This is a genomic window from Butyrivibrio proteoclasticus B316 (genome assembly GCF_000145035.1).
GTDB lineage: Bacteria > Bacillota > Clostridia > Lachnospirales > Lachnospiraceae > Butyrivibrio > Butyrivibrio proteoclasticus.
The window spans coordinates 3,071,477-3,089,433 of the sequence record NC_014387.1 but is presented as its reverse complement, the minus strand read 5'-3'; the positions used below and the strand labels follow the sequence as shown (position 1 = coordinate 3,089,433).

16 protein-coding genes are annotated in these 17,957 nt (G+C 39.7%); 15 read left to right on the top strand and 1 reads right to left on the bottom strand.

The window, feature by feature from the left end:
- Nucleotides 1-5: 5 nt before the first annotated feature.
- The 11 genes from BPR_RS12825 to BPR_RS12775 are packed head-to-tail and all read left to right on the top strand — an operon-like array spanning nucleotide 6 to nucleotide 12,290.
- On the top strand, nucleotides 6-1,049 hold the full coding sequence (locus BPR_RS12825; RefSeq protein WP_013281911.1) for an O-fucosyltransferase family protein: 1,044 nt from the start codon (nucleotides 6-8) through the stop codon (nucleotides 1,047-1,049).
- 60 nt (nucleotides 1,050-1,109) lie between these two features.
- A complete protein-coding gene (locus BPR_RS12820) occupies nucleotides 1,110-1,877 on the top strand; it encodes a DUF5672 family protein (protein ID WP_174261970.1) in 768 nt (255 codons plus the stop codon).
- Nucleotides 1,874-2,947: a glycosyltransferase family A protein gene (locus BPR_RS19995; RefSeq protein WP_013281909.1), complete on the top strand. Its 1,074-nt coding sequence runs from the start codon at nucleotides 1,874-1,876 to the stop codon at nucleotides 2,945-2,947. The genes BPR_RS12820 and BPR_RS19995 overlap by 4 nt, the downstream gene beginning before the upstream one ends.
- Nucleotides 2,937-3,890, top strand: a complete 954-nt coding sequence (locus BPR_RS12810) for a glycosyltransferase family 17 protein (protein ID WP_013281908.1) — start codon at nucleotides 2,937-2,939, stop codon at nucleotides 3,888-3,890. Before BPR_RS19995 ends, BPR_RS12810 begins: the two co-directional genes overlap by 11 nt.
- A 10-nt stretch (nucleotides 3,891-3,900) precedes the next feature.
- Nucleotides 3,901-5,082: a hypothetical protein gene (locus tag BPR_RS12805; RefSeq protein ID WP_013281907.1), complete on the top strand. Its 1,182-nt coding sequence runs from the start codon at nucleotides 3,901-3,903 to the stop codon at nucleotides 5,080-5,082.
- The gene (locus BPR_RS12800; protein ID WP_013281906.1) at nucleotides 5,066-6,427 is read left to right on the top strand and encodes a DUF3329 domain-containing protein; all 1,362 of its coding nucleotides are present in this window, start codon (nucleotides 5,066-5,068) and stop codon (nucleotides 6,425-6,427) included. Before BPR_RS12805 ends, BPR_RS12800 begins: the two co-directional genes overlap by 17 nt.
- Before the next feature lie 19 nt (nucleotides 6,428-6,446).
- Nucleotides 6,447-7,439 (top strand): glycosyltransferase family 2 protein, encoded by a 993-nt coding sequence (locus BPR_RS19990; protein ID WP_013281905.1) that lies wholly within the window; start codon nucleotides 6,447-6,449, stop codon nucleotides 7,437-7,439.
- Nucleotides 7,439-8,605 carry a polysaccharide pyruvyl transferase family protein gene (locus tag BPR_RS12790; RefSeq protein ID WP_013281904.1) on the top strand — a complete coding sequence of 389 codons (1,167 nt, stop codon included), beginning with the start codon at nucleotides 7,439-7,441 and terminating at the stop codon, nucleotides 8,603-8,605. Before BPR_RS19990 ends, BPR_RS12790 begins: the two co-directional genes overlap by 1 nt.
- 30 nt (nucleotides 8,606-8,635) lie before the next feature.
- Nucleotides 8,636-9,565, top strand: a complete 930-nt coding sequence (locus tag BPR_RS12785) for an alpha-1,2-fucosyltransferase (protein ID WP_013281903.1) — start codon at nucleotides 8,636-8,638, stop codon at nucleotides 9,563-9,565.
- Nucleotides 9,565-11,085, top strand: coding sequence for a lipopolysaccharide biosynthesis protein (locus BPR_RS12780; RefSeq protein ID WP_013281902.1), 1,521 nt, complete (start codon nucleotides 9,565-9,567; stop codon nucleotides 11,083-11,085). Before BPR_RS12785 ends, BPR_RS12780 begins: the two co-directional genes overlap by 1 nt.
- On the top strand, nucleotides 11,082-12,290 hold the full coding sequence (locus tag BPR_RS12775) for a glycoside hydrolase family 88 protein (protein ID WP_013281901.1): 1,209 nt from the start codon (nucleotides 11,082-11,084) through the stop codon (nucleotides 12,288-12,290). The genes BPR_RS12780 and BPR_RS12775 overlap by 4 nt, the downstream gene beginning before the upstream one ends.
- 83 nt (nucleotides 12,291-12,373) lie before the next feature.
- Here the strand turns inward: BPR_RS12775 and BPR_RS12770 are convergent, their stop codons facing one another.
- Nucleotides 12,374-12,631, bottom strand: a complete 258-nt coding sequence (locus tag BPR_RS12770; protein WP_013281900.1) for a hypothetical protein — start codon at nucleotides 12,629-12,631, stop codon at nucleotides 12,374-12,376.
- Nucleotides 12,632-12,848: 217 nt separating this feature from the next.
- Between BPR_RS12770 and BPR_RS12765 the strand changes: the two genes are divergently transcribed.
- The 4 genes from BPR_RS12765 (at nucleotide 12,849) to rfbF (ending at nucleotide 17,954) form a co-directional block, all read left to right on the top strand.
- Nucleotides 12,849-14,366: a hypothetical protein gene (locus BPR_RS12765; protein ID WP_013281899.1), complete on the top strand. Its 1,518-nt coding sequence runs from the start codon at nucleotides 12,849-12,851 to the stop codon at nucleotides 14,364-14,366.
- An 851-nt stretch (nucleotides 14,367-15,217) separates the two neighbouring features.
- Nucleotides 15,218-15,928, top strand: coding sequence for an IspD/TarI family cytidylyltransferase (locus BPR_RS12760; RefSeq protein ID WP_013281898.1), 711 nt, complete (start codon nucleotides 15,218-15,220; stop codon nucleotides 15,926-15,928).
- A 12-nt stretch (nucleotides 15,929-15,940) separates the two neighbouring features.
- Entirely contained in the window at nucleotides 15,941-17,098 is a 1,158-nt protein-coding gene (locus tag BPR_RS12755) for a galactitol-1-phosphate 5-dehydrogenase (RefSeq protein WP_013281897.1), read from the top strand.
- Nucleotides 17,099-17,174: 76 nt separating this feature from the next.
- Nucleotides 17,175-17,954 carry a glucose-1-phosphate cytidylyltransferase gene (gene rfbF / locus BPR_RS12750; RefSeq protein WP_013281896.1) on the top strand — a complete coding sequence of 260 codons (780 nt, stop codon included), beginning with the start codon at nucleotides 17,175-17,177 and terminating at the stop codon, nucleotides 17,952-17,954.
- Nucleotides 17,955-17,957: the final 3 nt, after the last annotated feature.

Genomic DNA, 17,957 nt, shown 5'->3' with positions numbered 1-17,957 from the left:
TTTATATGATAGGAACAGAGTTTGAACATGGCTTTGGACTAGGAAATCAGCTTTTTTGGTACGTATCAATGAGAGCTGTAGCTGAGGAAAAAGGATTTGAGTTTGGTATTATCAATCCAAAAGGACTTGCCAACAATATGCATTCAGATACAGGAATGTATTTTATGGATATTGACCTCGGTAAAGAGATAAAAGCGGAAGATAAGGATAAGTTCAAGATTTTTGAGGATAACGACAACAGATTGTATCTTGGCAATTCTGTCCATGATATGACACACGGTGCCTATATCAGTGGCGTTGATCCTGAGTTTGAGAATATACAGGATAATACTCTGATGTACGGTAATCTTCAGGCAGAGGCTTATTTCCAAAAATATAAGGATAAGCTTAAAGACTGGCTTAAGATCAAACCGGAGTATGATTCACATGAATATACCAGGGATAATCTGTGCATCATACATTTAAGGTGCGGAGATTATTCTAATTCACCGGAGTTATGGCTTGATCGCAGTTACTGGGTACATGGGATCAGACAGATGCGTAAAATAAGACCGGATATGGAATTTCTGGCTGTTACAGATGATGTTGAGGCGGCATATAAGATATTGCCTGAAGTTAGGGCTGTGAGAAATGATATTGGTAAAGACTATGTTACAATCAAGAACGCCAGATATCTTCTTTTGTCTAATTCATCATTTGCTGTTTTTCCAGCACTTACAAGTGATGAACTTAAATATGCAATAGCGCCTAAGTATTGGGCCAGACATAACGTTTCAGACGGCTATTGGGCTTCTGAACAGAATATTTATAGTTGTTTTCATTACATGGATAAAAAAGGCAGAATATTTACTCCTGAGGAATGTAAGGCAGAACTGGAGGAATATAAGAGAACATCAGCTACTTATCGCAGGATAAATGTTAAGCCGGGGACTATTAGAAAGTGTATGCAGAACATACGGGCCAAGTATTTATACTCAGTATATATGGGCAAAAAAATCTGGCGAAGTCTGGAGCGCAGAACCGGGCTGATAAAGGTATTTAGAGCGTAACAGGTAATGATGTAAGAATTACAGTTAATAATAAAGTTGACTATTTGGAAAGACAGTAATATGGAAGCTAGGGCTAAGAAGAAGCTGCCTGACGTGACGCTGGTGGCTATGACCAGTGTGGATATATATGAGACTTTAAAAGCTATGGAATATAGCATGAGGGAAATAGAGTTTGGTGATGCTGTTATAGTAACACATAAGAAACCTCTTTTCATGCCCAAGGGTATTAGATACAGCCATACTGATAAACTTGATAATATTGATAAATTTAATTATAAAATGACCTATGAATTGGGTGAGCATATTCGAACCAATTATGCGCTAATAGTGCATGCGGATGGATTTGTAATACACCCCGAGAATTGGCGAGATGAATTTCTTGAATATGATTATATTGGTTCACCATGGCCACTTCCAACCAATGAATATGCCTACAGAGACAGTAGGGGCGAAATATGCAGAGTTGGTAATTCTGTTTCCATAAGATCCAAGCGTCTGATGGATTATCCCAAAACTCATGATCTTCCATGGGAAAAGGGCTTTGATGATTTTTATAATGAAGACATTTTCCTGTGCTGCATGCATAAAAATGAAATGGAAGATGATGGACTAAGGTGGGCTCCGATAGAAAAGGCAGTACTGTTTGGGAGAGAGCATCCACTTCCTGAGAATAAAGGAATAGAGCCATTTGTGTTTCATAAATGGTGGGGAGAAAATGAAAACTATCCAAGGTTCTATAGTCCTGTCAAAAGATTTAAGAATGCTGTGAGACCACTTCTTTTCTGGCGTAGAACTCGCAAATGGAAAGAGGAGCATAACGTTCAATGACATTTTCTATTATTATTCCGGTACACAATGCTGAAAAGTATATAGACGGTGCTATGAAGCCACTTATTTCTGCATATGAAAAGGGATACCAACTGGAAGTCATTCTTGTTGAGAATGGCTCAAGTGATGAAAGCGCAGGTAGCTGCGATCATTATGCAGACAGATATGATTATGTTAAGAGTTATCATTATGGTCCGATAGGAGCGTTTAGGGCAAGACTTGAAGGAATTAAGCTTGCAGGCGGTGACTATCTTGTCTTTTGCGATTCTGATGATGAAGTAGCTACGGACATGTTTGATGTTTTGTCTAACAGCATTTCATCGTATCAAAAAAGAGGCTTCGAGCCGGATATAGTTGTTTATAATGCTGCAGATAGCATATACAGAGAAGAGAAACTTTTTTCATTCCCTTTTGATGAAAATAAAGTATATTCAGCAGATGAAAAACAGGTGTTTTACGATGTGATGAGTTCATCTGATGCGCTTAATGCAATGTGGAACAAAGCTATCAGAAAGGGTTTTGCCAGAAGGACTGATTGCTTTGAAGGACTCAGGCTTAATCACGGAGAGGACTTGTTACAGACTGCTGAATTTATAGATAAGGCAGATACGATAGTATTCATTAACAGGATATTATATTATTACAATCAGAATTCGCTTGGATTGACAAGTGCTTTTCATAGACAATATATGGAAGACCAGATTTGCGCCTGGGAACAGTTTGATAAGTATATTCGAAAATGGCAATGCATAGACAACCAATATACAGATATTGTGGATAAAAGAAAAACTTTGACCTGTGCAATTGCTGTCAGTAATCTTATATATTCCAGCATTCCTTTTGGCAAAAAGGCTGAGTATCTTAGAGAAATGATTAAAATGCCTTTTTACGAAAAATATGCCACAATGGCTCTGCCTGACTGGGCACCTGAAGGAGAAGTGTTTGTCTATGATCTGATGAACAGGGATAACCCGTTTTGGGCGCTTATGCTTTCAGCAGGCAAGTTCGGGATCAAACGCTTTGTTAAACGGTTACTTGGTTGGAAAGAGGACATAAATAATGGTAATTGATTGCGTACCTTTTTTTAATGAGGTAGATATTTTAAAGATGCGCCTCAACATATTAAATCCATATGTGGATAAGTTCATTATTGAGGAAGCAACGACAACTTTTTCCGGAGAGCCAAAAGAGCTCTGTTTTGATAAGTACAAAGCAGAGTTTAAAGAATTTCTTGATAAGATAATTTACGTAGTAGTTTCAGAGGACAGAGAGTTTTCAATGACCCATGAGAGAGACTATTTCCAAAAGAATCATCTCATGGAAGGGCTAAAAAAAGTTGGTGCAGGTGAAGATGACATCATCATTTTTGGTGACGTTGATGAAATTCCTAATCCGGAAGTACTTGAGAAGATTATAAACGGTTTTGATAAAACTAAGGTTTACCATCTTGCTCAGCGTAATTTTTATGCCTTTTTGAACATGGAAGAAAAGTCCGGAGAACTAATGTCTATAACAGGTGATTTTCCGGAAATCCCAAGATGCGACAGAAAATGGCTTGGTACGAAAATCACTGGCCTTAATAATATTCCATCAGAAGGAATAGTAAGGCTAAGGGACCTGGTCCCTGTAACTGATGCCCGGTCTGTTCGGGTGGATAATGGAGGCTGGCACTTTGGCTATATGGGTGGAAAGGGAGAGACAAACCCTGTTAAGCGTATCGGGGTTAAGGTCAAGGCTGCCGCTCATCAGGAGTATAATGACAGAGAAATCCTAGCTGAAACTATGGACAGACTAATTCTTGGACAGGACATATTTGGCAGAAATGCCAGATTTGAGAGAGTTGAGATTGATGATTCATATCCAGAATTTTTGAGAAGTCATTTTGAAGAATATGGATATCTGGTAATGCCGAAAATAACAGCAATTTCAAGAGCTTACCACAAGTTGGATATTACGTTGGGAAGATTCTGCCGTAAGGCATATCACAAGATACTGAGGACAATAAGGAAATAAGAGATTATTTATGGATTATCTGACGGTAGAGGGAAGAAAGAGAATATCTAACAGGCTTTTTTATCTGGCTCTTGTAATAGAACTTGTGCTGATGATTGTCGAAAAAAGTGAGCTGTACTTTAGCTTTGAAAGCTATGTTTTCAGATTGACGTTTATGCTTACTCTTTTGGCCGTGTTTATCAACCATCATGAGAAAAAAGAGTGGGTAATAATTGCATGTATCTTGTTATTTACGTTTATTTGCTACAAGATTACAGGTAGGAATGAACTTCTTAGGTATGCAACATTTGTTATGGCGGCTCGCGATATTAATCTGGGCAAGACTATGAAGTTTGTTTTTTATACGTGCCTGTCCGGATTTTCGCTTATAGCAATTCTTTCAATATTGGGAATTGTAGGAAGAGTATATGTCATACAGGATTATGGCAGGGGAAATGTCAATGAATTAAGGTACGTACTTGGCTTTGGCCACCCTAATGCTCTTTGGGGCTGTGTGTATGCACTGATACTGATGTGGTTGTGGATATACGGCAGTAAGGCCAAATTGTGGATGTACGCAGTTTTGCTTGCAATAATATGTGGCATGTATCAGCTGACAACTTCAAGAACAGCTTTTTTGATTGGTATTGCAACTTTTATACTGGCTCTGATAGTCAGATATGTTCCACTGATCAGTGGGAAAAAGATATTCTATATACTTACAGGAATAGTAACTCCGTTTATGTGTGTGGCCTTCTCTACCTGGGGAGCAATTGTGAGCCCGGTGCCAAGGTATGAGTTTCATTATCCGCATTATAAGCAGATTGAAGCTATAGATGAACTGTTAAACAACAGGATACACGACCTGTACAGAGGAAATGAGAAACATGCAGGTTCTATAGGAACCTGGAAACTGTTTTCAGACAGAATGTCAGAAGAATACTTTGACATGGGATGGGTCAGGCTTATCTATTGGTACGGAATAATACCGGCAGCACTTATCTGTATACTACTCATAGTATTTATATATGTCTGTTACAAGAGAAGAGACTTATGGAGTGTGTTGCTTCTTCTTTCGATGTCAATATATACGGTTATTGAGGCTACATTTGTGTCTGTGTATATCGGAAGAAATTTGATGCTTCCTATTATGGGCGTCTATCTGTGCTCTTTTAGTGAAAGGATGATAAATAAAAATGTCTCTAAAGACTAGGAAGAATGTTTTTTACATAATGGTTATAGTGGCGTTTTTGGCTGTGACTATTTATGAGTTTTTAACGCCATATCTGTCAGATGACATAATTTATATGGATACTGTTGCAGGGGCCAATAGCTTTTTTGATCTTTTTGCTCAGGAATATGAGCATTGGGTAGGACATACCGGCCGAAGCGTTGCGCACATGATCCTCAGAGTCTTTCTGTATATCGGAGTAAAGGGCGTATTTAATGTTGTTGCCGGCGCGGTATTTACATTGTTATCGCTACTTATTTATCTAAACGTTGATGTCAGAAAAGAATTTGATGTTCGCGTGTATGGATTCATACTGATAATGCTGTGGTTTTTTGATCCGGCCATTGCAAATACAGTTTTCTGGGAAGATGGGGCTTGCAACTATCTCTTTACGACTACTATCATAATGGGCTTTATTACTCTTTTTAGAAAGAGCATCAGGCAGCAGAAGAATGGTGCCTTACTTGCTGTAGGAATGTTCTTTTTTGGAGTTTTGGCTGGCTGGTGTAATGAAAATACATCCGGTGGTCTGATTTTGTTCATACTGATCGAACTGGTATATCACTTTGTTATCAGTAAAAAGAGCTTTAGTTTTATCAGGCCATATATGATAACAGGACTGGTGGGAAGCCTTGTTGGGTTTGGACTTATGGTTTCTGCTCCTGGTAACTTTGGAAGATTATCTGTTACTGAAGAGGAGCATACCGGACTTTTGGCGCTTGTAGCAAGGTTTCTTAAGATAACCCTTGTTATCAAGGATTACTATTTTGTTCTGGTTGCTGTGTTTGTATCAATTGTAATAATTGCATTGTTCGTATTTGGACGTGACAAGAAGATACTTGAAAAGATGTCAGTAATGGCTATGTTTGGCTTTTTATTCCTGGCGACATGCTATGCGCTTATAATGGTCCCTTCTTCTGCACTCAGATCATATTATGGTGCAAGTATTTTTCTGATGACGGCAATAGCTCAGGGGATTTCGATATTATCAATGTCTTCTGAGAAGCTTCTTCAGGCTGCTCTTGCCTGCATCGTCGCAGTGTTTGGAGTCTTTTTCCTCCTGGGATATATAGAGGATGGGGCTAATCTTGCCAGAATCAAAAGAGAAGTTGACGAGAGAGACGTTTATCTCTCAGAACTGGATGTAGAGCCGGGGGCTAATGTTCAGGCGCCTATATTAAGACCACAGTGGGAGAATAGATTTACTGTAGCCTATGAGAATGATATCCAGGAGGAATGGAGATTCTGGATAAATCAGGTACTTGCTGAACATTATGGACTTGGAACAATACATGGCGTTCCAAGAGATGAGTGGACTTTATACTAATATGGAGTAGGGATTATTTATGTCTTTGGATAGGAATAAGACAATCAGCATGATCATTCCTGTATATCAGGCTAAGGACACACTAAAGAGGTGTGTCTTGTCATGTTTGAACCAAAAGAATCTTGATCCGAAAGAAATTGAAATTATTCTTGTTGATGACGGTTCTACAGACGGGAGTGATATCCTATGTGATGAACTTGCAGCAGGAGATGAGCTTGGAAGGATAAAGGTTAAGCATACAGATAACGGTGGAGTATCACGTGCCAGAAATATCGGTATTAGCGAGGCTACAGGCAGATTTGTCGTGTTTGTAGATGCGGATGATGCGGTTACAGATGGACTTTTGGGCAATATGATCAAATTTGCTGATGAGAGTACTCTTTTGGTAGATGAAACGGATAATTATTCAGCTACCAGGAAAATAAATGGCTATCAGTACATAGAAAATGTGATCCTTCGTGAAAATACCCATGTTTGGGGCAAACTTTTTGACAGAGCTTCAATTGTTGAAGGCGGGATCAGATTTATAGAGGGCCTTACAATAGGCGAAGATCTGCTATTTCTCATGGATTATGCTCTGTATCTTGAGAAAAAGTATAGTATTCGCTGTATAGCCGACGGTGACTATATTTACTCTGAAAATGAGAACAGCGCAATGAACAGAGCATTTAAAAAGAGCTATCTTGATCAGATAAAGTGCTGGAGGCTTGCAGAGGATAAGCTTATGGAAGCTAAGGAGTACTTTTCGCCATATGCATTTGTTTCAGTAGCTGTGTCTCAGATATTGACAGCTCTTTTGGTTGCGGGGAAGGTTGCAACTCAGGGAGACTTACGTGATGAAAAGCTTGATAAAGAAGCTATGAAGCTGGTTAATGAACAGATAAGACATGCGCTTAAGACAAGGGGGGCCTTTGCCGGACTTCCTATCGGACATAAAATAAAAGTGATGATGTTCAGGATAAGTCCTGATTTATATCTTAATCTGTATGCCAGACATAAAGGGGCTAAGTGATGAGTATGGATCTTAACAGACCAATAATTTTATATATGCACGCCGGTTCAGGCAATCATGGCTGCGAGGCAATTGTTAACAGCACTGTCAAATTGATAGCAAAACTGAGAAAGGAAGCAGGTGTCAGCACCAGTATCCCGGTTTTGGTGGTTTCAAACAGTGTAGATGAGGACCGCAGATATTCTCTGGCTCATCTGGAAAAAGAAGGCTTGTGCAGGCTTGTTGAAGACAGGCATATTGACAGAGATACAATTGCTCACATTTTCTATTATGTCTACCGCAAGATCACCGGGGACAGGGAGTCTTTTCTCAGATACAAGTATAAGGATGCTTTTTCTCTTTTCCGTAAAATAACAGCAGAGTATCAGAATGTGACACCACTTGCAGTATCAATTGGCGGTGATAATTATTGCTATCCTGATATGGTAGAGGATTTAATTCTTGCCCATAATGTTTTTAGACAAAAGGGCTTTGAGACAGTTCTCTGGGGATGCTCTATAGAGCCGGATTCTCTTAAGGATCAAAAGCTCGTACAAGATCTTGATTCATATTCAAAAATATATGCAAGAGAGTCGATTACTTACAAGGCTCTTTTGGACGCAGGTATTTCTGAAGATAAGGTCATATTGCGCAGAGACCCTGCTTTTGAGCTGGAAACCAGCAAGGTTACTGTATCCAAGGCATTTGTTCCAGGCAAGACCATAGGAATTAACCTTAGTCCGATGGTTCAGGACAAAGAGAAGATTCCGGGCATAACGATTGAGAATTACAGGAATTTTATCAGGTATATCCTGAATGAAACTGATCAGAATATAGCACTTGTTCCTCATGTTGTATGGCCAAGTAATGACGACAGGAGACCACTTGAGGAGCTTTATCTTGAGTTTAAGGATTCAAAGAGGGTTACACTAATCGGCGATGCTCCTGCACAGGAACTTAAGGGGTATATTTCTATGTGCAGCTTTTTTGTAGGCGCAAGGACACATTCTACAATTGCAGCTTACAGCTCAGGTGTACCTACACTTGTAATTGGATACTCTGTAAAGAGCAGAGGAATTGCTACAGATCTTTTTGGAACATATGAGAATTATGTTCTGCCGGTTCAGGAGATCAGTGAGCCGGATGCAATGATCAGGGCATATAAGTGGATCATTGCAAATAATTAAAAACATAAAAATGTACCGGGGGTATGGGGAATGGTTATAGTTAAGATTGCAGGCGGTTTGGGGAACCAAATGCAACAGTATTCTGTATATAGAAAGCTACTTAGCTTGGGGAAAGAAGCTAAGCTGGATTTATCATGGTTTTCGCCTAAGGTTCAGGAGAAGATGCTTGCCAAAAGAGATTTTGAGCTGCCTCTTTTTGTAGGAATCCCATATGAAGAAGCCAGCAAGGAAGAACTGGATAAGCTTCTTGCACAGAGCTTTATGGAGAAGGTAAAGGGCAAGATTAGACGTAAACTTGGTAAACAGGATTCAGATAATGAAAACGTATTTCTGGAAAAAGAGATGTATCATCCGGAAATTTTTGATTTTGACAACAAGTATATTGATGGTTATTTTGCATGTCAGAAATACTATGGAGACATAATGCCACAGCTCCGTGAATTATTTGTTTTTCCGGAGCACTCTATTCCTGAATTACAGCAGAGGAATATGGTCATGGCTCTCAAAATGGATAAAGAGAATTCTGTCAGCGTGCATATAAGAAGAGGGGATTATCTTGATCCGGAGAACTTTAAGGTCCTTGGAAATATTGCTACAGAGCAGTATTACAATAGCGCCATGAAATACTTCATGGACAAGTATCCGGATACGCATTTTTATATTTTTACCAGTGATCATGAATATGCCAGGGAGAACTTCAAGGATGAGAGCCTGTATACCATCATTGACTGGAACACAGGCAGGGACAGCGTTCAGGATCTCATGCTCATGAGCCACTGCAAGGGGAATATATGCGCTAATTCCACTTTCAGTTTCTGGGGAGCAAGACTGAATAAGAGACCGGATCATGAGGTGATAAGAACCTTTACCATGCGCAATAATCAGCACTGTGAGCCTGATATCATGCATGATTACTGGGACGGCTGGATTCTGATGGATAAAGACGGGAAGATTGTTTAATGGGTAGAGTTAAATCTGCAACAAGAAATATTAAATTCGGATATATAGGTCAGATTGCAACTGCGCTGGTTTTTTTTATCCTGCGTAAGCTGTTTATCCTATACCTGGATGAAACTCTTCTGGGAGTTAATTCCCTTTATGGTAATGTGCTCTCCATTCTCAACATGGCTGAGCTTGGAATAGGAACGGCTCTGAATTTTAGCCTCTACGGCCCTGTTGCGAGAGGTGAAAAAGAGAAGATCAAGTCTTATATGCAGCTATACAGGAAGGCTTATTATATTATAGCCATAGTTGTAGCTGCAATTGGACTTATGTTGACACCCTTCCTGGAACTATTGGTTAAGAATCCCGGGAATATAACTACTACAGAATTATATACCTACTATTTTATTTTTCTGTTTAATACAGTCAGCAGCTATTTTGTTGCTTACAAGTACAGCCTTGTTAACGCTGAGCAAAAGAACTACATACAGACCAATGTTATTACAATAACCAAGATCATTACTGTATCCATACAGATGCTTGTTATTGTGATAACTAAGAACTTTTTCTTTTTCCTTATTACAGATGCGGTTATACAGCTGATCCAGAAGATATTCGTTTCAAGATTTCTCGACAATATGTATCCTTATCTGAGGGAAAAGAATGTTCAGAAGCTTAGCAAGGATGAAAGTGATGCTGTCTGGACCAAGACCAAGGCACTTGTTTTCCATAAGGTTGGTGATGTGGCAAGGCTTCAGACCGATGCACTAATTATATCTTCACTTATTGAAGTTGCCATGGCTGGCGTTGTGGATAACTACAACATGGTGATCAGTACAGTTTCAAACTTTGTAAATATTATCTTTAATTCAGTAATATCAAGCTTTGGAAATCTTATAGCCACGGAGTCCAAGGAAAAGCAGTTCGATATGTTCAGGGTATACAGATTCTTTGCTTCCTGGATATATGGTTTTTCCTGTGTCGGATTTATGATCCTTCTGACACCGCTTGTCAGAATATGGCTTGGAGATAGCTGGATACTTGCTCCGGCTGCAGTGTACTGCATTTTGACGGATTACTATTTTAAGGGCGACAGGATTGTACTTAGTAACTACAAGACAGCGGCTGGTGTATTCGAACCGGATAAGTATCTGGCTCTTATTCAGGGAGCAGTTAATCTGGTCCTGTCAATCTGGCTGGTGCAGACACCTCTTGGAATCACAGGCGTATATATAGGAACTATAGTTTCAGGCCTTATCGCCAACGTGACTAAGCCGGTAATAATTTACAGAACATGTTTTGACAGGTCGGCAAAGAGTTATTTTGTTGACACTTGTAAGTATCTTGCAAGTCTTATATTTGTTCTTGTGGTTTGCCGGTTTATCAGTACAAGGATATTGGCGAATCTGAACATTGGAACATTTCTTTTAATGGCTATCATTATTACTGTGATCTTTAATGGCGTTTATTTGTTGCTATACGGAAGGACCAAAGAGTTCAAGTATCTATTCGGCAAAGTAAAGGAAAAGCTTTTATGAATGAATATGAACTGATAGTTTCAAGAACTGCAGATGAACTAAATAGCATCATGAAAGTAAGCCCTGCGCAGAGAGCCAAGGATACAGTTAAAAAACTCCTTGGAAGATCTGTCAGGAGTAAAGATCCCATGTTCTGGCCTTCAGGTATGCTCATGCTGGGGTTAACCGAGGCGATTTCTAATTGCAAGGATAAGCAGGAGCTTGATAAAAAGATACATAATGCTCTGGAAGATCATTTTAGACTCTGGCAGAATAATTATGGCAGCAGGATACGCTTTATAGACGATTCACTTGCGGGATATTGTATGCTAAGACTCGGAGAGAAAGAGCATCTTGAGAGCTTTAATGCAGGCTGGGAAGTTGTCAGGGACTATCTTAAAACAGCCAAAGTTGATAATATTGGTTCATTTATTTATAATCCCGGAATGAATAATCGCAATATATTTGCGGATGGTGTCGGGATGGCGACTTTGTTCTTGGCGGCGGATGTAATCAGTAAGCTAATGGCTGGTGAGAGCTCTTTTGAAGATAATACGCAAAACGATCTGCATTATTATAATGAATCTGATTATGTAGCGATCATGGGCAAGATGTACACTCAGTTCATGAACTATCATATGTATGGGCGAGATGACAACAGCGGACTTTTATACCATGGATATCAGGTTTCAGTTGACAAAAAGGCCGTGAGCAAAGAAGTTACCTGCGAAAGAAAAGGGCTTCTTGGCTGGGGAAGGGCACACGGCTGGATGATGCTTGGAATGTCTGAGGCTGCAATGCTTGAAATGGAAATAGATAAAAGAAGTACCACATTTCAGGGGAAATCAATATTTAATATTCGCCCTTGGTTTAGAGAGATGTGCGATACTGCTGTTTGTTATCAGAGAAAAGATGGTGGCTGGAGCTGGCAGATCAATGCTGTGGAAGGCCATATAGATATGTCTGCTACCGGAATGATTGCTTATTCTATTGCAAAGGCATATGAAGCCGGTTTGTTTGACGGAGACGACAAGGAAAAAGAGATACTTAAAAACAGCCTTATTAAGGCGAAAGAGTCTATGTTGTCCCATGCGCATGGTGGAATCGTTACTGATGCTCTGGGGTCATGCGATGACTTTGCTGTTCATTACCAGAACTATGGTAATTATCCATGGGGGCAGGGCGCTGTATTGGCGGCTTTATCTGTCATAAACAGGATTGAGTAATTGTGAAAATAAAAAATGTCCATATGGAAATGTTCGTTTTCGTCTGATAACTTCACATTTCCATATGGACATTTTATTATCATTTATTTGGCAGGTGCCCATGTAATTCCGTAGAGCTGTTCCATGAGCTTTCTAAGCTCATCCTTCATGGAGTTGCAGGCAGAAGCTTCATCTACAAAGTTCATAACTCCGATACGCTCTTTATTATCCTGGAAAAATACTGCCCAGCCTTTATCTGTCTTGTCGAGGCAGATTCTATTTTTATGATGGCCACCTATCTTATAAAGCTTTTTAGGTACCAGATGATCTTTAAAATATTTTTTTAATTCTTTTGATGTCATAGTGTAACCCCCAAATGTGTGGTTTTAAAAATAATCACATGTAGTTTTGATTACTACATATAATATAACACAATACTACCTATGTATCAAGAGTTAAAAGTCATTATTACCGGATTATTAATTCTTGGTGAAATTACTCTAAAAACTAATGATTATTAATATTTTACCGATATAATATATGAACCAATATTAGGTTTGTTTCACAGGAGGGACAAGGATGTTGACTCTTAAATACCTAAAAATTGCAATAAGTACAGCGATGGCTGCTGTTTTAGTAGCGGTAAACCCTGTAATGATAATGGCTGCGGATGTCGAGGAAGTATCTGTCTTCGGCACTGGAAGGAGTGCTACTGACCTTGAAGAGGTCAGAAATGCTTTACTTGAGTCAGAGATTACAGGAGATGAAATTATATATGGAATAGATGATGAAGAGATCTGGGCTCTTATAGATAAAGACGACCTAAGGTCTTTTGTTGACGTGGACACAATCAGAGAAGCTATTGATAAAGAGGCAATTCTAGGAAAAATAGATGTTGACATGCTTGCTGAGGAGATAGACGAAGAAGACCTGGCACGTCAGGTGGATACAGATCAGCACCCTGTTGATATTATCAATACTAAAATGCCTATTATTGGGGAAAAAAGTCCCTTTGACTTTATCATTGACCCGATGAAGCTTGTATATGATACAGATGCTGCCAAGTATGGCGGCGGAAGAGTTGAAGAGGGGGCATCAATACTTTTTAAAAATAATGAAGGGGATTACCTGTTCTCTAGTAAGAGTGATCTTCTCACAATATCCAATCACGGTAATATTCCGGTTCAGGTAACGATAAGGGCAAGTATAAACAATTCAGCCGGCATAGAGTTTGTGGGCAGCAGATCAGAGCTTGGCGGTGCAAATCCGCAGATATTTATGGCACTTTGCGATGAAGACGGGATCAGATCAGTTATGACAGAAAACGGCGAGGCCAGGATAGATATAGTTCTTGATGCGGTTCCCGATGATTCATATAGTTTTGTTTGGAATGAAGAAGATGAAAAATATGATTATACAGTTGCTGAAGGTTTTGAAGAAAGCGACTATGACTCCTTTTCGTTCCAGGTTTATGCAGACTGTAATGCAGATGGCAAATGGAATAGAATCGACAGTTCTCCAACTATATTAGTTTCATGGGAAGCTGCTCCTATTCATCCTGAAAAAGATGCTCTTGATGAAACAGTTGAACAGTATGAGTCAGAAATAGACAAGATGGCAGCTGATTATATCAGTAGCCACCCATATCAGACCGAAGAATTATCAAATGCTCAGGCAAAAGAGCGTGGTGAGAAAATTGAAAAGCTTAGAGAGGAAGAGCTGATTAAGCTTGTTAATGCTCAGTTTAAGACTTTGCTTGATGAAGAACTTCAGCGTCTTGTAGATGAGAAAGTGGAGGTTCTTGCACAGGAACAGTTTAAGGAGCTTAGAGCTGAAAAGATAAGACAGCTTCTGGAAGAAGCCGGTAATGAAGCTGAAGAGGAAAACGAAGAAATTGAAGAAACTGAAGAAGAGATTACTGAAGAAATAGTAAGTCAAAAGCCTACACCAGAAGATTCTGCTACATTGGAAGAAACAGAACAGACAACTGAAAGTGAAATAGAAAAAGAAGCTTCCGAGGACAGTTCGGCGAACAGTAATGAAAGTACGCCAGCAGATAATGTCGCTTCTGATGAAGTGATAATCTTTGGAGAATGATATTACAATATCATTTTGAAGATGAATTATATAGTAGATAAGCACCGCTCGCAGGTTTGGTTACTATTCACACGCAGTCACGCCGCGCCAACCCGCCTGCAGAGACGTAAGCGATTCGCAAAGATGTATTTTCGCGCCTTTGTGAGTGCCGGGTTATTTCATGAGCCTCACAAATTCAGCCGGATATTCTTGTCTATGGCTCAACTGTCTGAACATCCGACGGCCCTTTTATCCGCGCAGTGTTATTGCCTGCTCGTCACTGACAAAGGCAGATTTTCTTAGATGTTTCCGCATTTTTTCTTTTATTGATGCATGCTCAGCTAAACTTGCAGGACGGATAAGAAATCTACTAAATGAAAATGACAGAGCTCGCAATAGCGAGCGTATTAAAAAGAGAAGAACTCAATCTTTCAAGTAAACTTGAAGAAGTTGAGTTCTTCTCTTTTTATAGATGCTACGCATCGTATGTCATTTTCATATTTTCAAAACTAAACGCTCCGTCCTGCTTCAGACAAAGCTTCGCATGCATCGTGAAAAAATGCCATGGAAACATTAGAAAATCGCGTTTGCCATCTCAGACTCGCATGCAACAACATCTGCTTGAAACCGGGCCGAGGATGTGAGTACTTTGAGCCATAGAATAGACGGCTGAATTTTTAAGGCCTTGAAATCCCGGCAGGAGTGGCAAGAAAATACATCTTGCGCGAGCGAAAGGCCTGCAGGCGGATTGTGACGCGGGGACCTACGTTGTGAATAATAACCAGGTTTGCGATGCGGTGCTTTATTTCGTATAATTAATTAGTAAAATCGCGAAAATGGGCATTGCTGTCAAGGCAAAGAAAAGGAGCTTTATGAATATAGCTATTATTCTTGCAGGTGGTAAGGGAGAGAGAGTTGGAGGGGATACCCCAAAACAGTTTATGGATCTGTCAGGCCAAATGATGATACTTCATAGTATTAAAGCGTTTTCAGAATCAGAATACGTAGGAAATATACAGATTGTGGCAGATGAAGCCTACAGAGAAAAAATAGAAGATGCTATTTTTGAAGATAGTGATTCTCCTATTGCAGAAAAATTTCTAAGCTTTTCTGATCCCGGGGAAAACAGACAGATGTCTATCTATAATGCTCTTAAGGATATCGGGGATATATTGGGCAGGGATTCTATAGACGGAGTGATAATTCATGACGCTGCAAGGCCATTTGTTACAGTGGATACTGTTAATGAATGTCTTTTGGCACTGGATGAACATGACGGCGCCATGCCTGTAATTCCCATGAACGATACTGTGTATTTCAGCAGAAGCGGTCAGAAAGTAGATGAACTTCTAAACAGGAATAATATTTATGCTGGTCAGGCACCGGAGGCTTTTTGGTACGATAAGTATCTTGCAGCAAATGAGGATCTTCTTCCGGATAAGATATTGCTTGTTAAGGGCTCAACAGAAGTTGCTATCATGGCCGGCATGGATGTGGCGATGATACCGGGAGATCAGAGAAATTTCAAGATTACTACTACTGAGGATATGGAGAGAGCCAGACAGATTATCAGAAACGAATGACGGGTGGATAAAATGAAAGCGCAGATACTGTACGGTATTGGTAATATTAAATATGCAGAGCTTGATAAGCCTGTTCCCAAAAAAGGAGAGGCTCTTGTTAAAGTTTCATATTGCGGGATCTGTGGCTCTGACATTCCGAGAATCTATAAATCGGGAGCCCATAACATGCCGATTATTCCGGGACACGAGTTTTCAGGACTTGTAGAAGAATGCAAGGACAATCCATCACTTGTTGGAAAAAGAGTTGGCGTATATCCGCTAATTCCCTGTAATAGCTGCGCGCAGTGCCAAAGCGGATACTATGAAATGTGCGAAGACTATAACTACCTTGGATCAAGATGCGATGGAGGATTTGCTGAATATGTTTCTGTCCCTGTATGGAATCTGATCCCGCTTCCGGATGAAGTGTCTGATATAGAAGCTGCGATGATAGAACCAATGGCTGTTGCAGTACATTCCATCAGACGGGCAGGTCTTTTGACAAATAAATACGAAGTAAACAAAAATTATGATAATGTGACAGTTCTTGTATGCGGCCTTGGGACTATAGGTCTTTTGACGGCCATGTTTCTGATCGACGCAGGATTTCCAATGACATATTGCATAGGCAACAAAGATATACAAAAGAAAAAACTATTTGAAATGGGATATGGCAAGGAACAGTTCTGCGACGTCAGATATGAGGACACAACAGGATTTGTAAAGAGTCTTCTTGGTGGCAAGGGAGTTGATTACTATTTTGAGTGCATTGGCAGATCTGAGAGCTATGAGCAGGCTATAAAGAGTACTGCTCCTCTTGGAACCGTTATGCTTGTTGGAAACCCCGCATCAGACATGGAGCTTGGAAGGGATGTTTACTGGAAGATTCTGAGAAACCAGATGACAATCCTTGGAACCTGGAATTCATCTTATGAAGGCCGAAATGGCAGGAAAAAGACCTATCATGATGACATACAATACGTATTGGATAGGCTTGTTAATTGGAAATCCGCTAATGACCTCGGCCCCGGATATTTTGAAGATAAAAGCAACGGAAATGAAGCTTTTGTACATTTTTCTCCTGAAATGCTTGTTACCCACTGCTACGGATTAGAAGATTTGCATAAGGGGCTGGATATAATGAAGAGAAAATCTGAGGATTATGTAAAAATTATGGTCAAGATGGTTTGACACTCACTTATTGTGCTAAAATAAATTTTTGTTTATTAAACAGTTAGTTTCATTCTGGAAAGGAATCGGAATAGTAATGAAAGTAGTAATTTTAGCAGGTGGTTTTGGAACAAGAATCAGTGAAGAGAGTCATCTTAGACCAAAGCCAATGATTGAGATCGGTGGAAAACCAATTCTCTGGCACATCATGAAAGAATATTCCCATTATGGGTTTAATGAATTTATAATCTGCGCAGGATATAAGCAGGAAGTTATCAAAGAGTATTTTGCCAATTATTATCTTCATAATTGTGATGTGACATTTGATTTTGCTGATAACGGCAAAGTAGAATTCCATTCACAGAAGGCAGAACCATGGAAGGTAACGGTAGTTGATACGGGCTATAGTACCATGACAGGTGGACGTATCAAGAGAATCAGAGAGCATGTAGGAAACGAAACTTTCTTTATGACTTATGGTGACGGCGTCTGTGATATTGATATGAACGATCTTCTCAAATTCCATCGTGAGCATGGCAAAATAGCTACAGTTACTGCTATTCTTGCCGGTCAGAGATTTGGAGTTTTTGATATAGACAGAAATGATAAATCAATTGTCAGAGATTTCAGGGAGAAGGCCAGCATCGACGGCGCTCGTATAAACGGTGGTTATATGGTACTTGAGCCGGGAGTCTTTGATTACATTGAGGGTGATGAGACTTTCTTTGAAAAAGAGCCTATGCACAACCTGGTAAAGGACGGACAAATGGCGGCATACGAGTACAATGGTTTTTGGAAATGTATGGATACAGCAAGAGAAAGAGATGAACTGTCAAGTGTTATTGAAACTGGCAGAGCACCTTGGATTAAGTGGTAAAGA